The organism is Aminobacter sp. NyZ550 (assembly GCF_025628925.2).
Classification (GTDB): domain Bacteria; phylum Pseudomonadota; class Alphaproteobacteria; order Rhizobiales; family Rhizobiaceae; genus Aminobacter; species Aminobacter ciceronei.
In genome coordinates, this window is sequence record NZ_CP114191.1 from 336,171 (window position 1) to 357,621 (window position 21,451).

24 protein-coding genes are annotated in these 21,451 nt (G+C 62.7%); 8 read left to right on the forward strand and 16 right to left on the reverse strand.

From position 1 onward, the window contains the following. The first annotated feature begins 112 nt into the window (after window positions 1-112). From N7E70_RS28820 to N7E70_RS28830, 3 genes are all read left to right on the forward strand, one after another. Window positions 113-1,135, forward strand: coding sequence for a putative 2-aminoethylphosphonate ABC transporter substrate-binding protein (locus tag N7E70_RS28820; RefSeq protein WP_263008322.1), 1,023 nt, complete (start codon window positions 113-115; stop codon window positions 1,133-1,135). A 77-nt stretch (window positions 1,136-1,212) separates the two neighbouring features. Then, window positions 1,213-2,373 carry a putative 2-aminoethylphosphonate ABC transporter ATP-binding protein gene (locus tag N7E70_RS28825; RefSeq protein ID WP_263008323.1) on the forward strand — a complete coding sequence of 387 codons (1,161 nt, stop codon included), beginning with the start codon at window positions 1,213-1,215 and terminating at the stop codon, window positions 2,371-2,373. Between the two features lies 1 nt (window position 2,374). Next, window positions 2,375-4,387 carry a putative 2-aminoethylphosphonate ABC transporter permease subunit gene (locus tag N7E70_RS28830; protein WP_263008324.1) on the forward strand — a complete coding sequence of 671 codons (2,013 nt, stop codon included), beginning with the start codon at window positions 2,375-2,377 and terminating at the stop codon, window positions 4,385-4,387. A 3-nt stretch (window positions 4,388-4,390) separates the two neighbouring features. Here the strand turns inward: N7E70_RS28830 and maiA are convergent, their stop codons facing one another. From maiA to hmgA, 3 genes are read right to left on the reverse strand one after another with little or no spacing between them, the layout of a single operon-like run. Next, entirely contained in the window at window positions 4,391-5,026 is a 636-nt protein-coding gene (gene maiA / locus N7E70_RS28835) for a maleylacetoacetate isomerase (protein WP_263008325.1), read from the reverse strand. After that, window positions 5,026-6,042 carry a fumarylacetoacetate hydrolase family protein gene (locus N7E70_RS28840; RefSeq protein WP_263008326.1) on the reverse strand — a complete coding sequence of 339 codons (1,017 nt, stop codon included), beginning with the start codon at window positions 6,040-6,042 and terminating at the stop codon, window positions 5,026-5,028. The genes maiA and N7E70_RS28840 overlap by 1 nt, the downstream gene beginning before the upstream one ends. Before the next feature lie 20 nt (window positions 6,043-6,062). Further along, on the reverse strand, window positions 6,063-7,412 hold the full coding sequence (gene hmgA, locus N7E70_RS28845) for a homogentisate 1,2-dioxygenase (protein ID WP_263008327.1): 1,350 nt from the start codon (window positions 7,410-7,412) through the stop codon (window positions 6,063-6,065). Window positions 7,413-7,495: 83 nt separating this feature from the next. Here hmgA and N7E70_RS28850 point away from each other — a divergent pair, with 83 nt between their 5' ends. Next, window positions 7,496-7,942, forward strand: a complete 447-nt coding sequence (locus N7E70_RS28850; protein ID WP_067967980.1) for a MarR family winged helix-turn-helix transcriptional regulator — start codon at window positions 7,496-7,498, stop codon at window positions 7,940-7,942. Window positions 7,943-7,993: 51 nt separating this feature from the next. Here N7E70_RS28850 and N7E70_RS28855 read toward each other — a convergent pair whose 3' ends face one another. After that, window positions 7,994-8,461, reverse strand: coding sequence for an Lrp/AsnC family transcriptional regulator (locus N7E70_RS28855; protein WP_192320249.1), 468 nt, complete (start codon window positions 8,459-8,461; stop codon window positions 7,994-7,996). Between the two features lie 124 nt (window positions 8,462-8,585). On the opposite strand from N7E70_RS28855, the gene hppD reads away from it, so the two are divergent. Further along, the gene (hppD, locus tag N7E70_RS28860) at window positions 8,586-9,695 is read left to right on the forward strand and encodes a 4-hydroxyphenylpyruvate dioxygenase (RefSeq protein WP_263008328.1); all 1,110 of its coding nucleotides are present in this window, start codon (window positions 8,586-8,588) and stop codon (window positions 9,693-9,695) included. A 159-nt stretch (window positions 9,696-9,854) separates the two neighbouring features. Then, window positions 9,855-10,277 (forward strand): hypothetical protein, encoded by a 423-nt coding sequence (locus tag N7E70_RS28865; RefSeq protein WP_263008329.1) that lies wholly within the window; start codon window positions 9,855-9,857, stop codon window positions 10,275-10,277. 4 nt (window positions 10,278-10,281) lie between these two features. Here the strand turns inward: N7E70_RS28865 and N7E70_RS28870 are convergent, their stop codons facing one another. The 10 genes from N7E70_RS28870 to N7E70_RS28915 form a co-directional block, all read right to left on the reverse strand. Then, window positions 10,282-10,545 (reverse strand): hypothetical protein, encoded by a 264-nt coding sequence (locus N7E70_RS28870; protein ID WP_067967972.1) that lies wholly within the window; start codon window positions 10,543-10,545, stop codon window positions 10,282-10,284. A gap of 7 nt (window positions 10,546-10,552) precedes the next feature. Further along, entirely contained in the window at window positions 10,553-11,251 is a 699-nt protein-coding gene (locus tag N7E70_RS28875) for a hypothetical protein (protein ID WP_263008330.1), read from the reverse strand. A 58-nt stretch (window positions 11,252-11,309) separates the two neighbouring features. Next, complete coding sequence (locus tag N7E70_RS28880) at window positions 11,310-12,707, reverse strand: APC family permease (protein WP_067967966.1); 1,398 nt, start codon at window positions 12,705-12,707, stop codon at window positions 11,310-11,312. Window positions 12,708-12,717: 10 nt separating this feature from the next. After that, complete coding sequence (locus tag N7E70_RS28885; protein ID WP_154384350.1) at window positions 12,718-12,885, reverse strand: hypothetical protein; 168 nt, start codon at window positions 12,883-12,885, stop codon at window positions 12,718-12,720. 11 nt (window positions 12,886-12,896) lie between these two features. After that, window positions 12,897-13,280: a hypothetical protein gene (locus N7E70_RS28890; RefSeq protein ID WP_067967963.1), complete on the reverse strand. Its 384-nt coding sequence runs from the start codon at window positions 13,278-13,280 to the stop codon at window positions 12,897-12,899. Between the two features lie 10 nt (window positions 13,281-13,290). Then, window positions 13,291-13,608 (reverse strand): hypothetical protein, encoded by a 318-nt coding sequence (locus N7E70_RS28895; protein WP_067967959.1) that lies wholly within the window; start codon window positions 13,606-13,608, stop codon window positions 13,291-13,293. A gap of 383 nt (window positions 13,609-13,991) precedes the next feature. Beyond that, the gene (locus N7E70_RS28900; protein ID WP_182575088.1) at window positions 13,992-14,918 is read right to left on the reverse strand and encodes an esterase-like activity of phytase family protein; all 927 of its coding nucleotides are present in this window, start codon (window positions 14,916-14,918) and stop codon (window positions 13,992-13,994) included. Window positions 14,919-14,929: 11 nt separating this feature from the next. Beyond that, window positions 14,930-15,742, reverse strand: a complete 813-nt coding sequence (locus N7E70_RS28905; protein ID WP_263008331.1) for a polyphosphate polymerase domain-containing protein — start codon at window positions 15,740-15,742, stop codon at window positions 14,930-14,932. Further along, on the reverse strand, window positions 15,720-16,304 hold the full coding sequence (locus N7E70_RS28910; protein ID WP_263008332.1) for a DUF4956 domain-containing protein: 585 nt from the start codon (window positions 16,302-16,304) through the stop codon (window positions 15,720-15,722). Before N7E70_RS28910 ends, N7E70_RS28905 begins: the two co-directional genes overlap by 23 nt. Before the next feature lie 229 nt (window positions 16,305-16,533). Continuing rightward, entirely contained in the window at window positions 16,534-17,895 is a 1,362-nt protein-coding gene (locus N7E70_RS28915) for a S8 family serine peptidase (RefSeq protein WP_263008333.1), read from the reverse strand. A gap of 176 nt (window positions 17,896-18,071) precedes the next feature. Between N7E70_RS28915 and N7E70_RS28920 the strand changes: the two genes are divergently transcribed. Beyond that, window positions 18,072-18,611, forward strand: a complete 540-nt coding sequence (locus N7E70_RS28920; RefSeq protein ID WP_263008334.1) for an RNA polymerase sigma factor — start codon at window positions 18,072-18,074, stop codon at window positions 18,609-18,611. Next, complete coding sequence (locus tag N7E70_RS28925; protein ID WP_263008335.1) at window positions 18,608-19,393, forward strand: anti-sigma factor family protein; 786 nt, start codon at window positions 18,608-18,610, stop codon at window positions 19,391-19,393. The genes N7E70_RS28920 and N7E70_RS28925 overlap by 4 nt, the downstream gene beginning before the upstream one ends. A gap of 6 nt (window positions 19,394-19,399) precedes the next feature. Here the strand turns inward: N7E70_RS28925 and N7E70_RS28930 are convergent, their stop codons facing one another. After that, on the reverse strand, window positions 19,400-20,047 hold the full coding sequence (locus N7E70_RS28930) for a LuxR C-terminal-related transcriptional regulator (protein WP_263008336.1): 648 nt from the start codon (window positions 20,045-20,047) through the stop codon (window positions 19,400-19,402). 77 nt (window positions 20,048-20,124) lie between these two features. Further along, window positions 20,125-21,429, reverse strand: coding sequence for a serine hydroxymethyltransferase (gene glyA, locus N7E70_RS28935; RefSeq protein WP_263008337.1), 1,305 nt, complete (start codon window positions 21,427-21,429; stop codon window positions 20,125-20,127). Window positions 21,430-21,451: the final 22 nt, after the last annotated feature.

Genomic DNA, 21,451 nt, shown 5'->3' on the forward strand with positions numbered 1-21,451 from the left:
CGTTCCCACTATCGACCATGGACGAGGCGCAAACGGGCACAGCCAAAACGCGGCCCGACAAAACCTCTCCCAATCAGAACGTGCCTAAGCGATTCAAATGGGAGCCACTTCAATGAACCAGAAGAAAACCTTCGCGCTTGCCGCCTTTGCGACGATGCTGATGTCATCGGCGGCCTGGGCGGAGACGGAGCTCACAGTCTACACGGCCATCGAGGCCGAAGACCTCAAGCGTTATGCCGAGACGTTCAACCAGGACCATCCCGACATCAAGCTGAACTTCATCCGCGACTCCACCGGCGTCATCACCGCCAAGCTGCTCGCTGAGAAGGACAATCCGCAGGCCGACGTGGTCTGGGGCCTCGCCGCCACCTCGCTTCTGGTTCTCAAGTCCGAGGGCATGCTGGAAGCCTACGCGCCCAAGGGAGCCGACCAGCTGAAGCCCAATTTCGTCGACAGCGACAATCCGCCGAGCTGGGTCGGCATGGACGCCTGGGCAGCCTCGATCTGCTTCAACACCATCGAAGGCCAGAAGCTTGGCCTGACCGCGCCGAAGAGCTGGAAGGACCTCACCAAGGCCGAATACAAGGGCCATGTCGTGATGCCAAACCCGGCGTCATCAGGCACCGGCTATCTCGACGTATCGAGCTGGCTGCAGCTGTTCGGCGACAAGGACGGCTGGACCTATATGGATGGCCTGCACCAGAACGTTGCCGCCTACACGCATTCGGGCTCCAAGCCGTGCAAGATGGCAGCCGCAGGCGAGACGGTGATCGGCATCTCCTTCGAGTTCCGCGCCGCCAAGTCGAAGGCAGAGGGTGCGCCCATCGACATCATCATCCCCGAAGAAGGCATCGGCTGGGACATGGAAGCGTCGGCAATCGTGGCCGGCACGTCCAAGGAAGAGGCTGCCAAGACCTTGCTCGACTGGTCGGTCTCGAAGAAGGCAAACGAGATGTACAATGTCGGCTATGCGGTCGTCGCCATGCCCGGCGTCGCCAAGCCGGTTGAGCACCTGCCGGCCGACATCGAGGCCAGGATGATCAAGAACGACTTCGAGTGGGCGGCCAACAACCGCAACGCCATCCTCGAGGAATGGACCAAGCGCTACGACTCGAAGTCCGAGCCGAAGAGCTGACCTCCATCAGCCACCCTCGACAAGCGGGCGTCGCCTCGGGCTGCGCCCGCCCCTTGCCCCCAAGCCGGATGGTTACGATGAGACACGAAACCCTCGCCGGGCAGCCGCGAATTCCGACTGAAGTGAGCGCCATGACCGCCGCCAGCCCGAACGTGAAGCCTGCCTATCTCAGAATCGCAAACGTCTGGAAAGCCTTCGGCGAATTCCATGCGCTGAAGGACATATCGCTCGACATCAGCGAGGGAGAGTTCGTCTGCTTCCTCGGCCCGTCGGGTTGCGGCAAGACCACGCTTTTGCGTGCCATCGCCGGCCTCGACCTGCAGACCCGCGGCTCGATCCAACAGGGCGGGCGCGACGTCTCGACCCTGCCGCCGTCGCAGCGCGATTACGGCATCGTCTTCCAGTCCTACGCGCTGTTCCCCAACCTGACGATCGCCAAGAATATCGCCTTCGGCCTCGAAAACACCAAGCGCCCGCGTGCCGAGATCGAGGCTCGCGTCACCGAGTTGCTCAAGCTTGTCGGCCTGCCCGACCAGGGCAACAAGTACCCGGCCCAGCTTTCCGGCGGCCAGCAGCAGCGCATTGCTCTTGCCCGCGCCATTGCCATTTCGCCCGGCCTGCTGCTGCTCGACGAACCGCTGTCGGCACTCGACGCCAAGGTGCGCACCCATCTGCGCCATGAGATCAAGGAATTGCAGCGCAAGCTCGGCGTCACCACCATCATGGTCACCCATGACCAGGAGGAGGCGCTGTCGATGGCCGACCGCATCGTGGTGATGAACCACGGCGTCATCGAACAGATCGGCACGCCGACCGAGATCTACCGCCACCCGGCGACCCTCTTCGTCGCCGACTTCATCGGCGAGGCCAACAAGTTCGAGGCCAGGGCGTCGAAGGGCACAGTCGGCTTCGGTGCGGCGACTTTCAATTGCGCACAGAACGGCTTCGACGAGGGCGCGCCGGTCATCGCGGCGATCCGCCCCGAGGACGTCATTCCGCATGCCGCAGGCTCTCTCGCCAACGGTGCGACCGCCAACACCATCGACGTCACCATCAGCGAGATGGAATTCCTGGGATCGTTCTGGCGCACCCGGCTGCACGGCCACGCGCTCGGCAACGAAACCCTGATCGCCGATTTTTCGATCAATGCCGCGCGCCGCCTGTCGCTGACAGAAGGCGTGGCGCTGACGGTCGAACTGCCGGCCGAACGGCTGCTGATCTACCCCAGGGGTGCCTGACATGGCGATGGCTCTCGACTCTGCCCTTCCCGTCGGCCGCAGCCTCCGCCTCAGGCTCGACCGCGACGAGCTGATCAAGCGCGGCCTGATGGTCGTGATCGCGCTTTATCTGGTGGTGGGGCTGGCAGCGCCCCTGGCGATCATGCTGTCCAAATCGTTCTCGACCTACAGCTTCAACCTCGCCAATTTCGAGTTCCAGGTCAGCGACAAGGACGGCAACTGGGGCCAACCTGTCACCGCGGCAGCACTGAACGAGAAACTCGATGCGGTACCGCCGGCCAAGCTCGCCACCAACTCCGACGGGCGGCTGCAGGCGACGAGCTTCTTCCCCGACTTCAGCTTCCGCAGCCCGGTGAAGTACAAGATTCGTGGCACGACGTCTGATGCAACCTATCTCGTCGGCCTCAAGCCGCAGACCGGAACGGAATGGCAGGAACTCACCTCCAACGACTTCCGCCGCGTGATGCTCAGGCCGTCACGGGCGCTCGGACTTGAGAACTACGCCGCCTACTTCTCGACGCCGACGCTGTTCCGCTCGATCGAGAACTCGGTGTTCATCGCACTCGTCAGCACCATCATCACCGTCGGACTGGCCTTCGGTTTCGCTCATGCGCTGAACCGCAGCTGCATGCGCTTCAAGGGTGTTTTCAAGCTTGTTGCCATGGTGCCGATCCTGGTGCCGTCGCTGCTTCCCGGCATTGCCCTGATCTACCTGTTCGGCAACCAGGGCATGCTCAAGGATCTGCTGATGGGGGCCTCGATCTACGGCCCGCTCGGCATCGTCGTCGGCTCGATCTTCTTCGCCTTCCCGCATGCGATGATCATCATCTCGACGGCGCTGGCGATCTCCGACCAGCGCCACTACGAAGCGGCCGCCTCGCTGCGCGCCAGTCGTTGGCGCACCTTCTGGACGGTGACCATTCCCGGCGCCCGCTACGGCCTGATCTCGGCAGCCTTCGTCGTCTTCACCCTTGTCATCACCGATTTCGGCCTGCCCAAGGTCATTGGCGGTCAGTACAATGTGCTTGCCGTCGACATCTACAAGCAGGTCATCGGCCAGCAAAACTTCGAGATGGGCGCGGTCGTCTCGGTCATCCTGCTCGTCCCTGCCATCGCCGCCTTTATCGTCGACCGCATGGTGACCAAGAAGCAGGTGGCGCTGCTGTCAGCGCGCTCGGTGCCCTACCAGCCCAAGCCGAACCGCGGATTCGACACGCTTTGCCTCGCCTGGTGTTCGCTGATCGCCGTCTTCATCCTCGGCATCATGGCGACCAGCCAGTTCGCGGCACTGGTCAAGCTCTGGCCCTACGACCTCAGCCTCGGTCTCAAGCATTTCGCCTTCGACCGCATGGATGGCGGCGGCTGGGGTTCGTACTACAACTCGATCCGGCTGGCGGCGCTGACGGCGGTCATCGGAACGGTCATCATCTTCGTCGGCGCCTATATGGTCGAGAAGACCGACGGCTTCCGCGCCGGCCGCACGGCGTTCCAGTTCCTCGCCATGCTGCCGATGGCAGTGCCGGGCATGGTGCTCGGCCTCGCCTACATCTTCTTCTTCAACGATCCGGCCAACCCGCTGCATGCCATCTACGGCACCATGACCATTCTGGTGGTCTGTACAATCACCCACTTCTACACGGTGGGACACCTGACGGCGCTGACCGCGCTCAAGCAGATCGACCAGGAGTTCGAGCCGGTGGCGGCTTCGCTCAAGCAGCCCTTCTACAAGCTGTTTGCGCGCGTCACCGTGCCTGTCTGCCTGCCGGCCATCCTCGACATCTCGATCTACATATTCGTCAACGCCATGACGACCGTGTCGGCGGTGGTGTTCCTCTATTCCAAGGACACGACGCTGGCCTCGGTGGCGGTGCTCAACATGGACGACGCCGGCGACGTGGCACCGGCGGCCGCAATGGCGATGATGATCTTCTACACCAATGCCGCCGCACGCCTGATCCACCTGTTCCTGTCGCGGGTTCTGATCAAGCGGACGCAGGCGTGGCGGATGCGCTGACACTCAGCCTTTGGCGCGATCCGGATGGGCTTTGGCGAAGGCCTCGAGGCCTTCGCAGCGGGCGGAAATCTCCGGCAGCCGCTTCAGGCCCGAAATGTCGACGTTCCAGCGCCGGGCATTGTAGACCTGCGGCACCAAGCAGATGTCAGCCATGGTTGGATTATCGCCATGGCAGAAGGCGCCGGTAGCCGGGTGGTCGAGCAGCTTTTCGAAGGCTGCCATACCATCGCCGATGAACTTCTGCATCCAGGCGTCGCGCGCCGCCTCGCCATTCGGGACCAGCCGCATCAGCTCGGCGATCACACCGGTGTTGCAGACAACGTGGATTTCCATGGCGATGGCATAGGACAGCTGGCGCACGCGCTGGCGGCCGAGCGGATCGGAGGGCAGGAAACCGGCATGGCGGGTCTCATCGAGATATTCGATGATCGCCAGTGACTGGGTAAAGGCATGGCCGTCGATGTCGAGCACCGGCACCAGCCCCTGCGGATTGCGTGCCAGATGCTCGGGCGACTTCTGCGCCTTGGCCAGCAGGTCGACCGATACCGGGCGATACGCCTGACCCAGCATGTTGAGCGCGATGCGTACCCGGTAGCTCGCCGACGAACGCCAATAGTCGAACAGGACGGTCTCGCTCATCAGACCTTCTCGTATTTCGTCACGGTCTGCTCGATGGCACCGAAGATCGACTGACCTGTCTTGTCGTTCATCTCGATGCGGACCTTGTCGCCGAACCTAAGGAACGGCGTCTTAGCGGCCCCCGTGTGGATGGTTTCTATGGTGCGTATCTCGGCGATGCAGGAATAACCCGCGCCGCCTTCGGCGACGGGTTTGCCCGGTCCACTGTCGAGCTTGTTGGACACGGTGCCCGAACCGATGATGGTTCCCGCAACCAGAGGCCTGGTCTTGGCAGCATGCGCCACCAGCTGGCCGAAGTCGAAGGTCATGTCTGTGCCGGCATTGGCGCGGCCGAACGGCTGCCCGTTAATGCTGGTCAGCAGCGGCAGGTGCAGCTTGCCGTCGCGCCAGGCGTCGCCGAGTTCATCGGGCGAAACGGCGACCGGCGAGAACGCCGTTGACGGCTTGGACTGGAAGAAGCCGAAGCCCTTGGCGAGCTCGGCCGGGATCAGGCCGCGCAGCGACACGTCATTGACCAGCATGACCAGGCGGATGGCATCGCGCGCCTCATCTGATGTTGCCCCCATTGCCACGTCGTCGACGATGACTGCGATTTCGCCCTCGAGGTCGATGCCCCAGGCTTCGTCGGCCATGACGATCGGGTCGCGTGGGCCGAGGAACGAGTCCGAGCCGCCCTGATACATCAGGGGATCGGTCCAGAAGCTCGCGGGCATCTCGGCGCCCCGCGCCTTCCTGACCAGCTCGACATGGTTCACATAGGCTGAGCCGTCGGCCCACTGATAGGCGCGCGGCAGCGGCGAGGTGGCATCGTGCTCATGAAAGCGCATGGTCGGCTGCGAGCCGGTCTCGATGCCCTCGGCGACATTGGCGAGGCGCGGACCGACATGGGCCCAGTCGTCAAGTGCCGCCTGCAAGGTGCGGGCGATGTGGCCGACTTCCGAACAGCGTGTCAGGTCGCGGGAGACCACGACAAGGCGGCCGTCGCGGGTGGAATCCTTCAGCGTGGCGAGCTTCATCTACGTCCTCACTTGATGCTTCACTTGATACCGGGCGTGCCGTCGAACTTGCGCTCGAGACCGTCCCAGCAGTCGATGTAATTGTCCTGCAGCGTCTCCAGTTCGGCGGCGAACTTTGTCAACTGCTGCGGGAAACGCGTCTCGAACATGAAGGCCATGGTATGGTCGAGCTTGACCGGCTTGAGCTCGCCGTTCGAGGCTTTCTCGAAACCCATCGCATCAGGGCCATGCGGCAGCATCATGTTGTGCAGGCTCATGCCGCCGGGCACGAAACCTTCCTCCTTGGCGTCGTACTGGCCATGGATCAGACCCATGAACTCGCTCATGATGTTGCGATGATACCAGGGCGGGCGGAAGCTGTGCTCGGCCACCAGCCAGCGCGGCGGGAAGATGACGAAGTCGACATTGGCGGTCCCTGCTTCTTCGGTCGGCGCCGTCAGCACTGTAAAGATTGACGGGTCCGGATGGTCGAACAGGATCGCGCCGACAGGCGAGAATGTCCTGAGGTCGTATTTGAACGGCGCATAGTTGCCGTGCCAGGCGACGACGTCGAGCGGCGAGTGGCCGATCTCGGTGACATAGAACTTGCCGCACCATTTGACGTGTACGCGGCAGGGCGTTTCCTTGTCCTCATAGGCGGCGACGGGCGTCTTGAAATCGCGCGGGTTGGCAAGGCAGTTGGCGCCGATCGGGCCCCGGTCCGGCAGCGTGAACTTGGCGCCATAGTTTTCGCAGACATAGCCGCGGTGGAAAGCGGCATCGCCCAGGCGCGAAACCTTGAACATCATGCCGCGCGGCACGAGGCAGATCTCCGACGGCTCGACGTCGATGACGCCCATTTCGGTGAAGACGCGGATGGTGCCCACCTGCGGCACGATCATCAGCTCACCATCGGCGTTGAAGAAGTAGTCGTCGACCATGTCGCCGTTGAAGATGTAGGCATGCGCCGCCATGCCGACCTGGGTCATCGCATCACCCGCCGTCGTCATGGTGCGGATGCCTTCGATGAAGTTCAGCTTGTCCTTCGGCTCCGGCAATGGGTTCCAGCGCAGCTGGCCGAGCGGCAAGGAATGGTCGTCTAGGCAAGGTGCAGTCTTCCAGTGCGGATAGCTGGCATTGGAAAAGCGCTTGGTGTGCCGAACGCTCGGTCGGATGCGGTAGAGCCAGGAACGCTCGTTGGTGCCACGCGGGGCGGTGAAAGGCGAACCCGACAGCTGCTCGGCATAGAGGCCATAATTGCACTTCTGCGGACTGTTCTGGCCTTGCGGCAGCGCGCCCGGCAATGCCTCGGTCTCGAAATCATTGCCAAAGCCCGGCATATAGCCGGTGGCAGTCGCGAGTGACGCTTGTTTGGTGGCCTTGTCCAGCATGTCTTGCACCTCCCTGGCGGACGTGAGAACGTCGATATGGTTGCAAGTGTAACCGTCGATTTTGTAACTATCAAAGGATTGAGATGCCGGACGCATTCGATCTGGAGAGCTTTTTGCCCTATCGGCTGAACCGGGCGGCGGAGCTGATCAGCCTGAGCTTTTCCAGGGAATACAAGCAGCGTTTCCAGATGACGCGGCCCGAATGGCGAGCGCTCGCCGCCTTGGGCAGCGTCGGCAGCATGACCGCGACCGAGATCGGCACGCATTCCAACATGCACAAGACCAAGGTCAGCCGCGCCGTCGCAGCACTCGAGGAGCGCCGCTGGCTGAAGCGCCGGGAGAACGAGACCGACCGGCGGGTCGAACATCTGGAACTGACGGCAGCCGGCCAGAAAGCCTATCGCGAAATCGCTGACCTCGCCCACACCTATCAGGCTACCCTTGAAAAGGCGCTCGGCACGGGTGCCATCGAGCGCATCGAAGCAGGACTGGCCGATGTCGAGCGGGCGCTGTTGGCCAAGCGGCGTTAGTCCGCTCCCCACAAGGGGGCGGGAGGGCGCCCGCGTCGCGCTTTGCGCGCCCTACCCGATCGGCAGCGGCCCGAACTGCTTCAGCGTGTTCAGCACGATCGCTGTCTTCACATGCTGTACGGAATCATGTGGCAACAGAACCTCGTTGACGAAGCGCGACAGGTCCGACAATCCCCGCACCACGACCTTTATGTGGTAGTCCATCTCGCCGGTCAGCGAATAGGCCTCAAGCACCTCTGGCAGGTCGTTGACCAGGCGGGCGAAACGCTGGGCGTTGTCGCGGTTGTGGGTGGCAAGCGTCACCGAGATCACCACCAGCAGATCGAGCCCCAGTCGCTCGCGGTCGAGCATGGCCTGATAGCCGCGGATGAAGCCTTCCGCCTCCAGCCGGGCACGCCGACGCGAGCACTGCGAAGCTGACAGCGCGATCTTCTCCGACAGTTCGTTGTTGGTCAGCCGCCCGTCGAGCTGCAGCGCGCGCAGGATCTTGAGGTCGAATTGGTCAAGCACGTCATTCATTGCATATACCTCCACATCCATGCACGTTCCGCGCATAGATCGACCCATAGGAGGCCAGAATGCAAGCACATTGCATGGAATCGAGGGCACAATATGCACTACCGAGTTTTGAGGAGGAATTTCTATGGGTCCGTTCCCGCACGATGCGCCCCCGGCCAGGATCAGCGACGACAACCCGGCCGGCACCGACGGCTTCGAATTCGTCGAATTCGCCCATCCCGAACCCGAGAAGCTGGAAGAGCTTTTCGCCCGCATGGGCTACCAGCCTGTGGCTCGCCACAAGACGAAGAAGATCACCGTCTGGCGCCAGGGCGACATCAACTACATCATCAACGCCGAGCCTGGCAGCCACGCCATGCGCTTCGTTGATGAGCACGGCCCCTGCGCTGCCTCGATGGCTTGGCGCGTGGTCGATGCCAAGCACGCCTTCGACCACGCGGTGTCGAAGGGCGCTACCCCCTACACCGGCACGGACAAGGCGCTCGACGTGCCGGCCATCGTCGGCATCGGCGGCTCGCTGCTCTATTTCGTCGACAAATACGGCACCAAGGGCTCGGCCTATGCCGCTGAATTCGACTGGCTCGGCGAAGCCGATCCGAAGCCTGCGGGCGTCGGTTTCTATTTCCTCGACCACCTGACCCACAATGTCTATCGCGGCAACATGGACAAGTGGTGGGACTTCTACCGCGAGCTGTTCGGCTTCAAGCAGATCCATTTCTTCAACATCGACGGCCGCATCACCGGTCTCGTCAGCCGTGCCATCACCTCGCCCTGCGGCAAGATCCGCATTCCGCTGAACGAGTCCAAGGACGACACCAGCCAGATCGAGGAATATCTGAGGAAGTACAAGGGCGAAGGCATCCAGCACATCGCGGTCGGCACCGACGACATCTATGCCGCCACCGACCGGATCGCCGACAAGGGCCTGAAATTCATGCCCGGCCCTCCCGACACCTATTACGAGATGTCGCGCAACCGCGTGCATGGCCATGACGAGCCGCTCGACAAGATGAAGAAGCACGGCATCCTCATCGACGGCGAAGGCGTGGTCGACGGCGGCATGACCAAGATTCTGCTGCAGATCTTCTCCAAGACCGTGATCGGGCCGATCTTCTTCGAGTTCATCCAGCGCAAGGGCGACGAGGGCTTCGGCGAAGGCAACTTCCGCGCACTCTTCGAATCCATCGAGGAAGATCAGATCCGCCGCGGCGTGATCTCCCAATCTGCCGCCTGACCGGCAGATTCAAACAGGCCTCTGTTGGGGCGGGTTGCACGCAGGGCAACCCGCCTTCTTTTTTTGCCGCCAGCTTGATCCAGCGCAAGGAACGCTGCCGCCCCGCCTGCAACAGTTGCAAAGGATGAGGGTGTCTCGTGAATGTGGGAGATAGCAGCAATGAATACGATACCGCAGTCGTACGAGCTCTGGCGAACAGTCGTGCTCCGCTTCAAGGACTGGCGCCAGCGGCGTGCCGCGGTGTTGGAGATCAGCGAACTCGGCAATGACGGCGAACGCATGCTGGCAGAGTGCGGGCTATCGCGGTCGGACTTCAGGCAGGCCATGCGTCTTGCCTTCGCCTCAAAGATCCTGCTGCCCGAGGCCATCAAGTCCAAGGGCATCGACGCAGAGACTTTCGAGAACCGCTACCCGGAATGGAACCGCGACATGCGCCGGACCTGCATGATGTGCCCGGCACGACGCGTCTGCAGCGACCGGCTGGAAACCAGAGATTTCGAGGCATCCTATCGGAATTTCTGCCCCAACGCCGGCAATCTCGACGCCTTGGCCGGCCGCGGCGATTGCAGGCTGGCGAGCTGAAGAGTCAGACCTTCGGAGCCATGAACCAGCGTATCCGCGCCCGTCGATAGGCATCCGGTATCGACAGCGCCCAGACGAACAGGCCGCCGGCATGGCGGCCAAGGAACGATGTTTCCGGCGTCGTAGTGACGTAGGACAGCACGGAAAACAGAACGACAAAAAAGGCGAAGGCGAGCCCGCGCGTCGCGTCGCGTACCGCGACGTGGCCGGCACCGGGCAGCACGACAGCCAAGGCCAGAACGACATAAGGATTGATCGTTTTTGTCATGGAACCCTCAAGCCGCTTGATAGACGGGAGCGACGATGTCGTCTTCGACCAGCAAGGCGCTCAGCGTTTCAGCTTCGTCAATGGCCAGTGCCACCAAGTCAGCGGGAATCGCCGTCAGCGGAAAACGCACCTGCCTCAGCACCTTGTGCGCACCAGGCTCGCCCTGCGCGGCCTGGCGGATGATACGGGTGCCACGCGGCGTGATGACGGCTTCCTTGACCTTCGGGTCGGCAAACAGGCTGCGGAACAGCGCCGAAACGCGCTCCACCTGCCATGCCGTTGCACGGCCATCGCCGCGCATCAGCAGCGAGGCGTCAGTCTGCGCCGGTGATAGCCATTCCGGCATGTCATGGACCAGAGAGTAGTATTCCGCGCCTGTCGGCCGGGCGAGCGCGCCGATTGTCGGCCTGTTGCGCTCCCCGCTTTCGCTGAGCGTCACCCTGAGCCACAGCTGCGGCAGTCGCCGCGTGACCATCGTGTCGGCAATGAGCTCGATCTTGGCTCGGCGGCCATCGCCGATCCGACCGACGAGAACCGGAAACTGGTCTGGCCCGAACGAAATCTGCGAATTCTCAAGCAGCCGGGCCGCGTCATCGAGCAGCCTCCTGCGTTCGGCGAGGGCGCCGCGATGCTCACGGACCGCGCGCGTACCGATCCAGCCGCAGGAAACTGCGACGAAGGCAGAGAAGGCAAGCGTGGTGAGCATCGGCAACGCCTTGTTTTTTGGAAGATGGCGGCGCGGAGATCCGCGCCGCCATGCCTGGTCAGTAACCCTGCGGCTTCGGCCAGGGCATGGTGAACTGGTCGCCGCGGCGCACGAACTGGTAGCGCCGGAAATGGAACCAGAGCGACGCCACGATGTAGAAACACATCATCGCGCTGAGCTGCGTGCCATAGCCGAGGAACACCGCGAAATAGGCCGTCGAGCACAGGATCAAGAGCACGATGGTCGGCAGCGGGTGGAACGGATGGACATAACCGCGCTTGATCGTGTCGAGCGGCCACTTGTTGCGGAACATCACCATGTTGAAGGTCATGAAGGTGTAGCCGAGCAGGCCCGACAGGATCGAGAAGGTCACGACCTGGTCGAGCGGTGCGCCGAGCGCGAAGATCAACGCGATCGGAACAAGGAAGACGATGGAACGGTAAGGCGTGCGGTAGACTGGGTGCACGGCACCGAACCAGCTCGGCAGGTAGCGGTCGCGGCCCATCGAGAACCAGGCGCGCGAGGCATCGTTGATGCAGCCGTTTGCCGATGCAAGCGTTGCAAAGGTGGTGCCGACAAACAGCAGGATCATCAGTGTAGTGCTGCCGGTGACGCGCGCTGCATCGAACAACGGCGTGCCGGCCTGTCCGAGATATTCCCACGGAATGAGGCCCGAGCAGACATACCAGGTCATGGTCGCGGCGATCAGCAGCGTCATGATGCCGGCCATGGTGCCGTAAGGCAGCGACCGCGCCGGCGAGCGCACTTCCTCTGCGGCCTGGCAGGTGCCTTCGATGCCGAGGTAGTACCAGAGGCCGAAATGCAGTGACGCGACGATGCCGACCCAACCGTAAGGCAGCGGATCGGAGGTCACGGCCGAGAAGTCGAGCGGCACACTGGAGGCGCCGAACTGTACCGAGATGAACAGCGTGATGATCGCAAGGAAGGCAATCGCCGTGATGATCAGGTTGAAGGTCAACGTCGCCAGCACGCCGCGATAGTTGAGCCATGCCAGAAACATGATAGCGAGGATGATGAAGGGTTGCTGGTTGAGGCCACTATGCCCCTGCATGCCGGCCACCGTGTCGAGCAGGAAGCCGACAGTGATCGCGTTGGCCGCTTCCAGCATGGTGTAGGCCATGACCAGGAATAGGCCTACATTGAAGGCCATCAGCGGGCCCACGATATGCTTGGCCTGCGCGTACTGGCCGCCGGCCGCGGCGACCGTCGAGGTCACCTCGGAGTCGATCATGGCGACGCAGGTATAGAGCAGGCCGGCCACCCAGCAGGCGATCAGGCCGGCGATCATGCCACCTTTGCCGACCGAGAAGTTCCAGCCCATATATTCGCCGACGAGAACGATGCCGACGCCCAGCGCCCAGATATGGGCGGGGCCGAGCACGCGCAGCAGCTGGAGCCGTTCGGGCTCGGCTGCGGTTGAAGTCACATTTGCCATCGTCGTCCCCTCAAATCTCGTGGCGTTCTGCGGTCGCCTCGATCTCGCCTTCGCGAGAGGAGATCAGCAGCTCGTTGTCATAGGTGCTGTCGATGCGGACGAGGTCGATGAGCATCAGGACGCCAAACAACGCGGAGAGCGCCCAGGCCGCGTATTCCAGAATGTTCCAGATATCCATTGTGGCCTCCCCTAGCGCTTCTTGTCGCCGAAGCGCTCGTCGATGACTTCGCGGTATTCCTTGTCGGACAACCGCACGACCATGACGAAGTAACCGATGACCAGCACGACCATGACGATCAGCGCGCTCCAGCTGAAGCTGTAGTCGAAGCGGGCGGTGATGATGTCATTGGCGGCCGCCGGATCGGTGATGCCGAGGGCAGCCCATTGCTGCTGCTCGGCGGCGTTCTGGCCGAGCGCTTCCCAGGTCGGATTGGCGATCGGATTGGGCACTTTGACGGCGCCCGCCAGACCCAGATAGAGGGGAACGTAGAGCGCGCCGATGGTCAGGACGAGCAAGGTCACGACGTCGAAAATCTGGCCGGCGAGACTCTGTTTCGGAGGTTTGTAAGCCATTGAGCGCTCCTCAGCCGCGCCGACGACGCATCTCGTCGAGATGCTTGAGGTCGAGGCCATAGATGAAGTGTTTGTCTTCGACATAGTGGCGCAGCATGGCGACGATGGCCGCCGTGTTGAAGATCAGGACCAGCCCGCAGGCGATGGACAGGATGATGCGGATTTCCGGCAGCGCGATGTAGGACCACACACTGAACAGGGCAAACAACATGGTGCACCACAGCACCACGACAAATGCCACGAGGCCCGCTCGATCACGCCCGTGCATCTTGTCGATGCGCTGTTCGAGAGTCGCGTCCCCGCGTTGCTGACTTAAAGTCGCTTCCATTTTTCCTCCTGCACCACGGCCGTTTTCGGCTTCATTCTGGTTTGCTTCTGCGGGAAATTAATTTCCCCTGAGGAATGTCTGGCAAAGTTAATTTCCTGTCAAGTGACGACCGCGCGCACTTGTCGCACCACGACTTTCGACGAAACCCAATGTCATTGAATCGATTGGATTTTGTTGGCCCGACGCGGTGTCGGAAATTTTACGCCAGAGGTCGCTAACGGGCGGTCCGCATTGCCCAAACGGGCGGGAGCGTCCCTGCACGTTATGTTTTCGCAGAGTGAGCGGCAAAGAGAGTCGGCTGACGTTCGCGGCAACCTCAAACGCCAGCGGCGGCAGCCAGTAGGTGAAGCCGGTTGCCGCCAATCACTATGGGAAGGTGGGGATCAGGCGCCTGATTTGACCGAGACCAGAACGAAGCTTGCAGGCCCTTCCTTCTTCGTCTTGTCTGTGACCAGCAGATAGAGATCGCCACCAAGGCCGGTCAGTCCTTCGAAGTTGTCAGTGAGCAACTGGCTGACCCCCGGGTCGAGATTTTCGACAGCGCAAACATTGGCCTCGCCGCATGTATTCGGATCGAAAACCCTGAGGCGGCCGATGCTTGGCGCGCCCTTCTGTTGGCGCGTCCGTTCAATCAGCAGCAGGCGACCTTCCGGCATCGGCTCGATTGCCTTGAGGTTGCTGCGCTTGGGCTGGAAGGTAGCGAAGCTCCAGCGCCTGCCGTCGAGGCCATGGATGGTGTGGGTGTCGCCCGGCTCGCTCAGCAACGCCTCCTCCGGTGCAGTGACCACACCAAGCGAACCCGCGATTGCCACCGCTTCGAGGCGGCTGTTGGCCTCGCTGTACTTTGCCGCATCGGCCAGTGCTTCCGGCAGTTGCAGCGCACCGAGCACGGTGCCGTCGGGCTTGACCCGATGGATAGCCGGCCCATCCTCGAAGGCGACGAGAAGTTGGGTGTCGCCCTGCTTGCCGTTGTTGCCATTGCTGACGGCCAGCCCCTCTGCGTTGACGACCTGTGGGGCCACGCCTGCCCTCAACGGCACCGACTGGACGGGCTCCAGATTGGCGATCCTGCCGTCCGCGATCTCGAGCCGGAAGTGATGCAGCACGCCGTCGTCGGAGACGGCGTAAAGCAGCTTCTCGTCGGCATCCCAGGCAAGGCCGGACAGTTCGTTGATCGATTGGCCGTCCGGCGCGGTTGCCGGAGCAGGCCTGCTGTCCAGCACTGCAAGTTCGGACGAACCTGCCATGACGGGGGCCGCGAGCACGAGGGCTGAAGCGCCGAGCAGCGCGGCGGTAAAGTGCTTGATCATGTCTCTCACTCCTATTGGATGTTTGGCTGGTGCAGGGCTGGACGATCGGTCACGCTGCCAAGCTTGCGCAGCGCCGGCAGGAAGCGGTTGTGCTTGGTGCCGGGGTTCAGCAGCGCGGTGGCGACGCAATATTTCGAGCAGCGCTTGGTCGGGTGCTGGTGCAGCGCCCTGAGGATGCCGTCGGCAACGCCATTGCCATTTGCCGACTTGGTTTCGAGGATGAACAGGTTGGGGTCGACGGCACGACGCGCGCCGCCGGCAAAGAACTCGAGACCGGTGTCGATGGTCATGCGTTCGCCGCCCTGCCGGGCCACCAGCGTCATGCGGCGATAGCGCATGTCGAGGACACGGGACAGTTGATGTGGGAAGGCCTGGCCGTATTGCGCGTCGTAGACCTTGTCGATGAAGGTCACTGCCTCGTCGTCGAGTTTGCCGAAGCTCTCGACGTCGAGGTCGAGGCGCTTCTTGACGGTCATGCCGCGCTTGTCCTTCAGCTTCACTTCCAGAAAGCATAGCCCCGCCTCGACATAGCGCCGGATGCGCACCTTGGCCCGCTGCCGCCGGCCCTGGTGGTGGTCGAAATAGCTGCGGCGCCCGGCGTCGTCGAAGTAGCAGGTCTCGTAAGTGAAGGCGCGCCGGCCTTCGATCTCCAACATGTCGAAGACCTCGGTGAAAGCGCCGGCGGCCTGCATCAGCACGGTGCCGTCGACAACATATTTGTTGTCCAGCCGCTCCAACATGGCGGCCTTGCCGTTCAGAGCCTTCAGGCTGATCGGCGCGAATCCGCCTGCGATCAGCACGTCAGTGCTTGCGATAATGGACATTGAGCTTCGCCATTTCCGTGATGTAGTCGAGCTGCAGCACCTGGTAGGACAGCACGTCGACGCCCAGCCGCTGGGACAGCTCGCAGCGCATGGCAGCGGGGTCCGACAGCAGCGCGACATTGATCTTGTCGAGCGACACCTTGGTGCCGCTGACCGACTGCAGCATGCGGGGATGATCGATGACGAAGGCACCGACGAGCACCAAGGCAACCGTCACCGCCACGAAGGGCAAGGTCGTGCCCTGGACCGAGCAGATGACGGCAACCGCCACACTGCCGAAGAAGTAGGTCATCTCGGTCTTCGACAGCGGTTCCGAGCGGAGCGTGAACAGCGCCAGGATGGCGAACAGGCCAAAGCCGGCGGCGACGCCGAACTGGACGGTCGACAACACGGTCAGCACGGCAAAGACGAAGATGTTGAATAGCGCCGCGGCGGTGACCAGTTCCTTGTCGCGATAGCGACGGTAATACATGCCGAACAGCAGTGCCGACATGCCGGTCAGGTTGATGCAGAAGCGAGCGAGTTCGGCCGCGAAGGGCGTCTGTAGCAACTGTGCGATCATTGCCCTCTCCCCGTCGTGGAAGAAGGCCTTCGTAGTGCCTGACGAGGCGAGCAAGGGATTGGCATTTGCGGTTCTCCTGAATTGCGCCGCCGAGCGGCTACGTCAGGAAAAACGGGCGTTGCGAGAACCTATTCCATCGCCGGCAAACTATTTTCAATCTCGGCGTGAAACCTGCAAATCGGCATGAAAACAGTATGATACGAGACGCCTCTCGCGCGTCGCCTGCGGCTCAGCTCCGACAGATCGTTCGCGCGTTGAGCAGGCCCCAGCCAAACACCGGATCCTTGCCGGGCTTGCCGAGATCCTCGGCACCCTGGCGCAAAAGCGTCTCGACCTCGCCGGCCTTGAGCTCAGGATTGGCGGCCTTGACCATCGCCACTGCCGCCGTGACAAAAGGTGCGGCAAAGGACGTGCCGGTCTTTGATGAGGCACCCTTGACCGAGGCCGCCGTCCAGACCTGGACGCCGGGTGCTGCAATGTCGATATGATCGCCGGCTCCGGCCCGCCGGTAGGGATTCTTGCGCCGGTCGATCGCCGTTACGGCGATCACAGGCTCGTAGGCGCCGGGGTAGAGCGGGGCGGCGCGCGGGCCGCCATTGCCGGCGGCCGCGACCAGCACGATGTCGCGCATTGCCGCCGCTTCGACCGTTCGTTCCAGCAGAAGGTTAGCCGGACCCGTCAGGCTCATGTTGATGACGAGCACCCCCTTGCCCGCCAGCAGGTTGATCGCCCGCACAAGATCGTAGACGGCGGACCGGTCGTCATTGCCATTGCGCTGGAAAGCATCCACCGCAACGAGTTCGCCGCCGGGCACGAGGCCCGGCGTTCGGCTTTCCGCCGAGCCTACGAGAAGGGCTGCCACCGCGGTGCCGTGCTGGCGCCCGGACTCAGGCAGGTCACCAGCCGCCAGTCGGATCGTCTCGATCCGCCCGCCGGCAAAGGCGAGATGTTCCTCATTGATCGCCGTGTCGATGAGTCCGATCCGCGTCGATGCCGTGCAGCGATCCGGCATGTCAGATGCCTCCGGCCAGCCGACGACATGGCGCGCCAGGCATTGTTCCGCGCCACAAGCTTCGGCACGGTCCTGGTCGGGGCGGTAGAAATGGTTGAAGTCGACGACCGCATCGGGTGCCGTGGCCGCTACCTCGGCACGCGCCGCTTCGAGCGTCGTGCCGTTGGGAACAGTGAGCTTGACGATTTCGGCTCCAACGAGCGGAACATCGGCCCGGTCGCTGATGCCGTAGCTCGCGGCGGTCAGGCGCGTGATCGAGGCCTGATCGAGGCCGATTGCCACGATCTCCCGTGGCGCCTCGCGCACAAGCGCGGGCGCTGTACGGACCACCTTGCGTCGTGGCTCAGGCTTGCCGAAGAGATCGAAGAGATTACGCCCCTTCCCCGTTCCCGGCGCGCTGGAATCCCTGCTCTCCGAGCGGCTTCCGCCGCCATCATCATCGTCGTCATCGGCCAGCGCAATCCCGCCGCCGAAAACCTCTCCCCGCATGGGAGTGACCACGGACGCGCCAAAGGTCGCGCCGCCCAGCGCCACCGCGAACACAAGCGCAAGGGAACCTGACGGGCGCTTCAGCTTCATGGTTTGTCCTTTCCCTGGCGATATGGCGCGCTGATGGCAATTGTTAGCGATCCACATCAGCCTTTCGTCATCCCATATCATTTTGACTACATTTGTGCATTTTGAGCCCAACGGACGGGAGACCGGTTTATTCCATCACCTCGCCGATTTCCGCGGGAGAGACAGGATAGGACTGCATGAAGGGTGACGATGTTTCGGTCAGCGATCGGCTGATCGCTTTCCTACCCAATCTGCGTCGGTTCGCCATCTCGCTGTGCCGGTCGCGTGATCTAGCCGACGATCTCGTGCAGGCGGCATGCGAACGAGCGCTCGCCAACCAGGACCGGTTCGAAGCGGGCACCCGCTTCGATGCCTGGATGTTCCGCATCCTGCGCAACCTGTGGATCGACCAGGTGCGCCGGACCAAGACGGCCGGCCCGCGCGAGGATATCGACAACCGCAACGACATCGTCGGCGTAAGCGGCGAGCATGACGCCGAAGCCCGGCTGACGCTGAAAAGCGTGGCCGCGGCAATCGACGAGCTTGTTGACGATCAGCGCGAGGTCTTGCTGCTCGTCTGCGTCGAAGACCTGTCCTACAAGGAGGCGGCCGAGGTGATGGGCATCCCCATTGGTACAGTGATGAGCAGGCTTGCCCGGGCCCGCAAGAATCTTGCAGAGGCGGCTGGAATAAACGCCGCAACCGACCGTTCACCGGGTAAAGGTGGGAAGGCATGAACAGGCGCGATTTCGACGACGAAACACTGATGGCCTTCGCCGACGGCGAACTCGACGCCGAAACCACGGCGGCGATCGAGGAGGCTATGGGCAGCGACGATGCGCTCGTTGTCCGCATCGCCACCTTCCTGGAAAGCCGCGCCAAAGCGTCAGCGGCGCTGAAGCCGCTGATCGACGAGCCGGTTCCCGAGGCGCTGACGCAGTCGGTGCAGAAGATGATCGAAGAGGCACGCATGCGCGAAAACGCAACTGCTGAACCAAGCCAGCAGCCTGCTTCAGACAACGTCGTGACCTTCCAGCCGAAGGCAGCACCAAGCAAGGTCGGCTCGAGCTGGACGCTGCCGCTCGCGGCATCGCTTGCCGCCGTCATCGTCGGCGCCGGCGGCTATCTCGCCGGCAAGGCAGGCATGCCAGTTGCGGCCGGCCTTGCCATTGCTGGGATTACCGACCCGGCGATGATCAGAACGCTCAATGCAACGCCGTCAGGTAGCGATGTGACTGTCGGCGACACGACTGTACGGCTCGTTTCCAGTTTCCGTGATGGCGCCGGCGCGCTCTGCCGCGAGTTCGAGCTTCACCGCGCGTCAGGCTCGTCCCTCGTTTCGATCGTTTGCCGCGCCGGCCAGCAGTGGGACGTAAGGCTTGCCGTGGCGGCACCGGCTGCCGGACAGGACTATGCTCCGGCCGGGGCTTCGGAAACTGTCGATGCCTATCTGTCCACGACCCAGGCCGGGGCGCCGCTCTCGGAGGCTGAAGAAAAACAGGCCCTCGGCTTGCCCTGAACGGCTCTATCGGGTGCCCGTCTGCGGGCCGCGCTTGCGTTCGCTGGCATAAAGCGCGACTGCCATGGCGCGGTTGCGCACGCCCAGCTTGTCGTAGAGATTCTTCAGGTGATACTTGACCGTGTTCTCGGAGATTCCGGTCCGCGTCGCGATCTGCAGGTTGGTCCAGCCGTCGGCCAGCACGCCGAGCAGCTCGAGTTCGCGCGTCGTCAATCGCGACAGCGGCGTCTCGTTGATCTTGGCGACATCGATGTAGGGGATACAGATGCGGCCATTGGCGACCGCAAGCAGCGTGTCGAACAGGATGCAGGGATCGTCGAACTGATAGCAGAAACCCTGCACGCCCAGGCGCACACATTGCTTCAGGATGCCGACGTCGTGGTCGTTGGAAAAGATCACCATGCGCGCGGTGAGCTGTCGGCGCTGCAACTCGGTGAGAACCTCGCTGGCATCCATGTCGGACAGCTTCCAGGCAACGATCGCGACATCGAATGCCGGCTCAGCCGAGGCCACCGCCTTGATGAAGGCATCACCGCTCTGCACACCCTCGACGAATACAAAACGTTCGTCGCGGCTGATCATGTCGCGCAAAGCCGAAATCACAAGCGGGTTGCGCTCGGCGATCAGGACATTGAGCTTCTTGTGTTGCGCCATCAGCCAGCCATCGACATCGTACCTTGGCGCATTCCAATCGAATTCGCCAAGGTGCGCCCGCTCTGCAGCGACAGATTTCAGTCGTAGATTCGGAATCGGCTGACCAAATCGTGCGTTTCCTCACGAACGGCAGCTTCGATCTTGGCGTTGCCTTCCTCGCCATTGGCCGCAAGCCCGTCGATGACGGCCATCGTCATGCGGCCGACCTGGCGGAACTCCTCATTGAGGAAGCCGCGCGTCGTGCATGCCGGTGTGCCCAGGCGAACGCCTGACGTGACCATCGGCCCCTGCGGATCGAACGGGATGCCGTTCTTGTTGCAGGTGATGTGGGCGCGACCCAGAGCAGCTTCCACAGCTTTGCCGGTGAGGTTCTTGCGCCTGAGATCGACGAGCATCAGATGCGTGTCGGTACCACCGGAGACGATGTCGACACCCCCTTCCTGCAACGTCTCGGCCAACACCTTGGCATTGGAGACGACGTTGGCGGCATAGACCTTGAAATCTGGCGTCAGCGCTTCGCCGAAGGCAACCGCCTTGGCAGCGATGACATGCATCAGCGGGCCGCCCTGGAGGCCGGGGAACACCGCCGAGTTGATCTTCTTGCCGATCTCTTCGTCGTTGGAAAGCACCATGCCGCCCCGCGGGCCGCGCAGGGTCTTGTGCGTGGTCGTCGTCACGACGTGGGCGTGTTCGAGCGGATTGGGATGAACGCCACCGGCAACCAGGCCGGCGAAATGCGCCATGTCGACGAACAGCTTGGCGCCGACCTCGTCGGCGATCTCACGGAACGCCTTGAAATCGATGATGCGCGGATAGGCCGAGCCACCGGCGAGAACCACCTTGGGCTGGTGCTTCTTGGCGAGATCACGGACCTCATCCATATCGATGCGATGGGTGTCGGTCTTGACGCCATAGGAGACGACATTGAACCACTTGCCCGACTGGTTGACCGGCGCGCCATGTGTCAGGTGACCGCCCGCGGCGAGATTCAAACCGAGGAACGTATCGCCCGGCTGCATCAGCGCCATGAACACCGACTGGTTGGCCTGGCTGCCGGAGTTGGGCTGCACATTGGCGAAGCTGCAGTTGAACATCGCCTTGGCGCGTTCGCGTGCCAGGTCCTCGACCTCGTCGACATATTGGCAACCGCCATAGTAGCGGCGGCCCGGATAGCCCTCGGCATATTTGTTGGTCAGTACCGAACCTTGTGCCTCGAGCACCGCCCTGGAGACGATGTTCTCCGACGCGATCAGTTCGATCTCGTCGCGCTGGCGCTGCAGCTCACGCCCCATCGCGTCGCTGACGGCGGGGTCAGCCTGGGCGACGCCGGTGCGGAAGAAGTTGCGGGCGCTGCCGATGCCGGGTCTTGTCGGGATATTCATGGGCTCCTCCTAGCGGTACCTC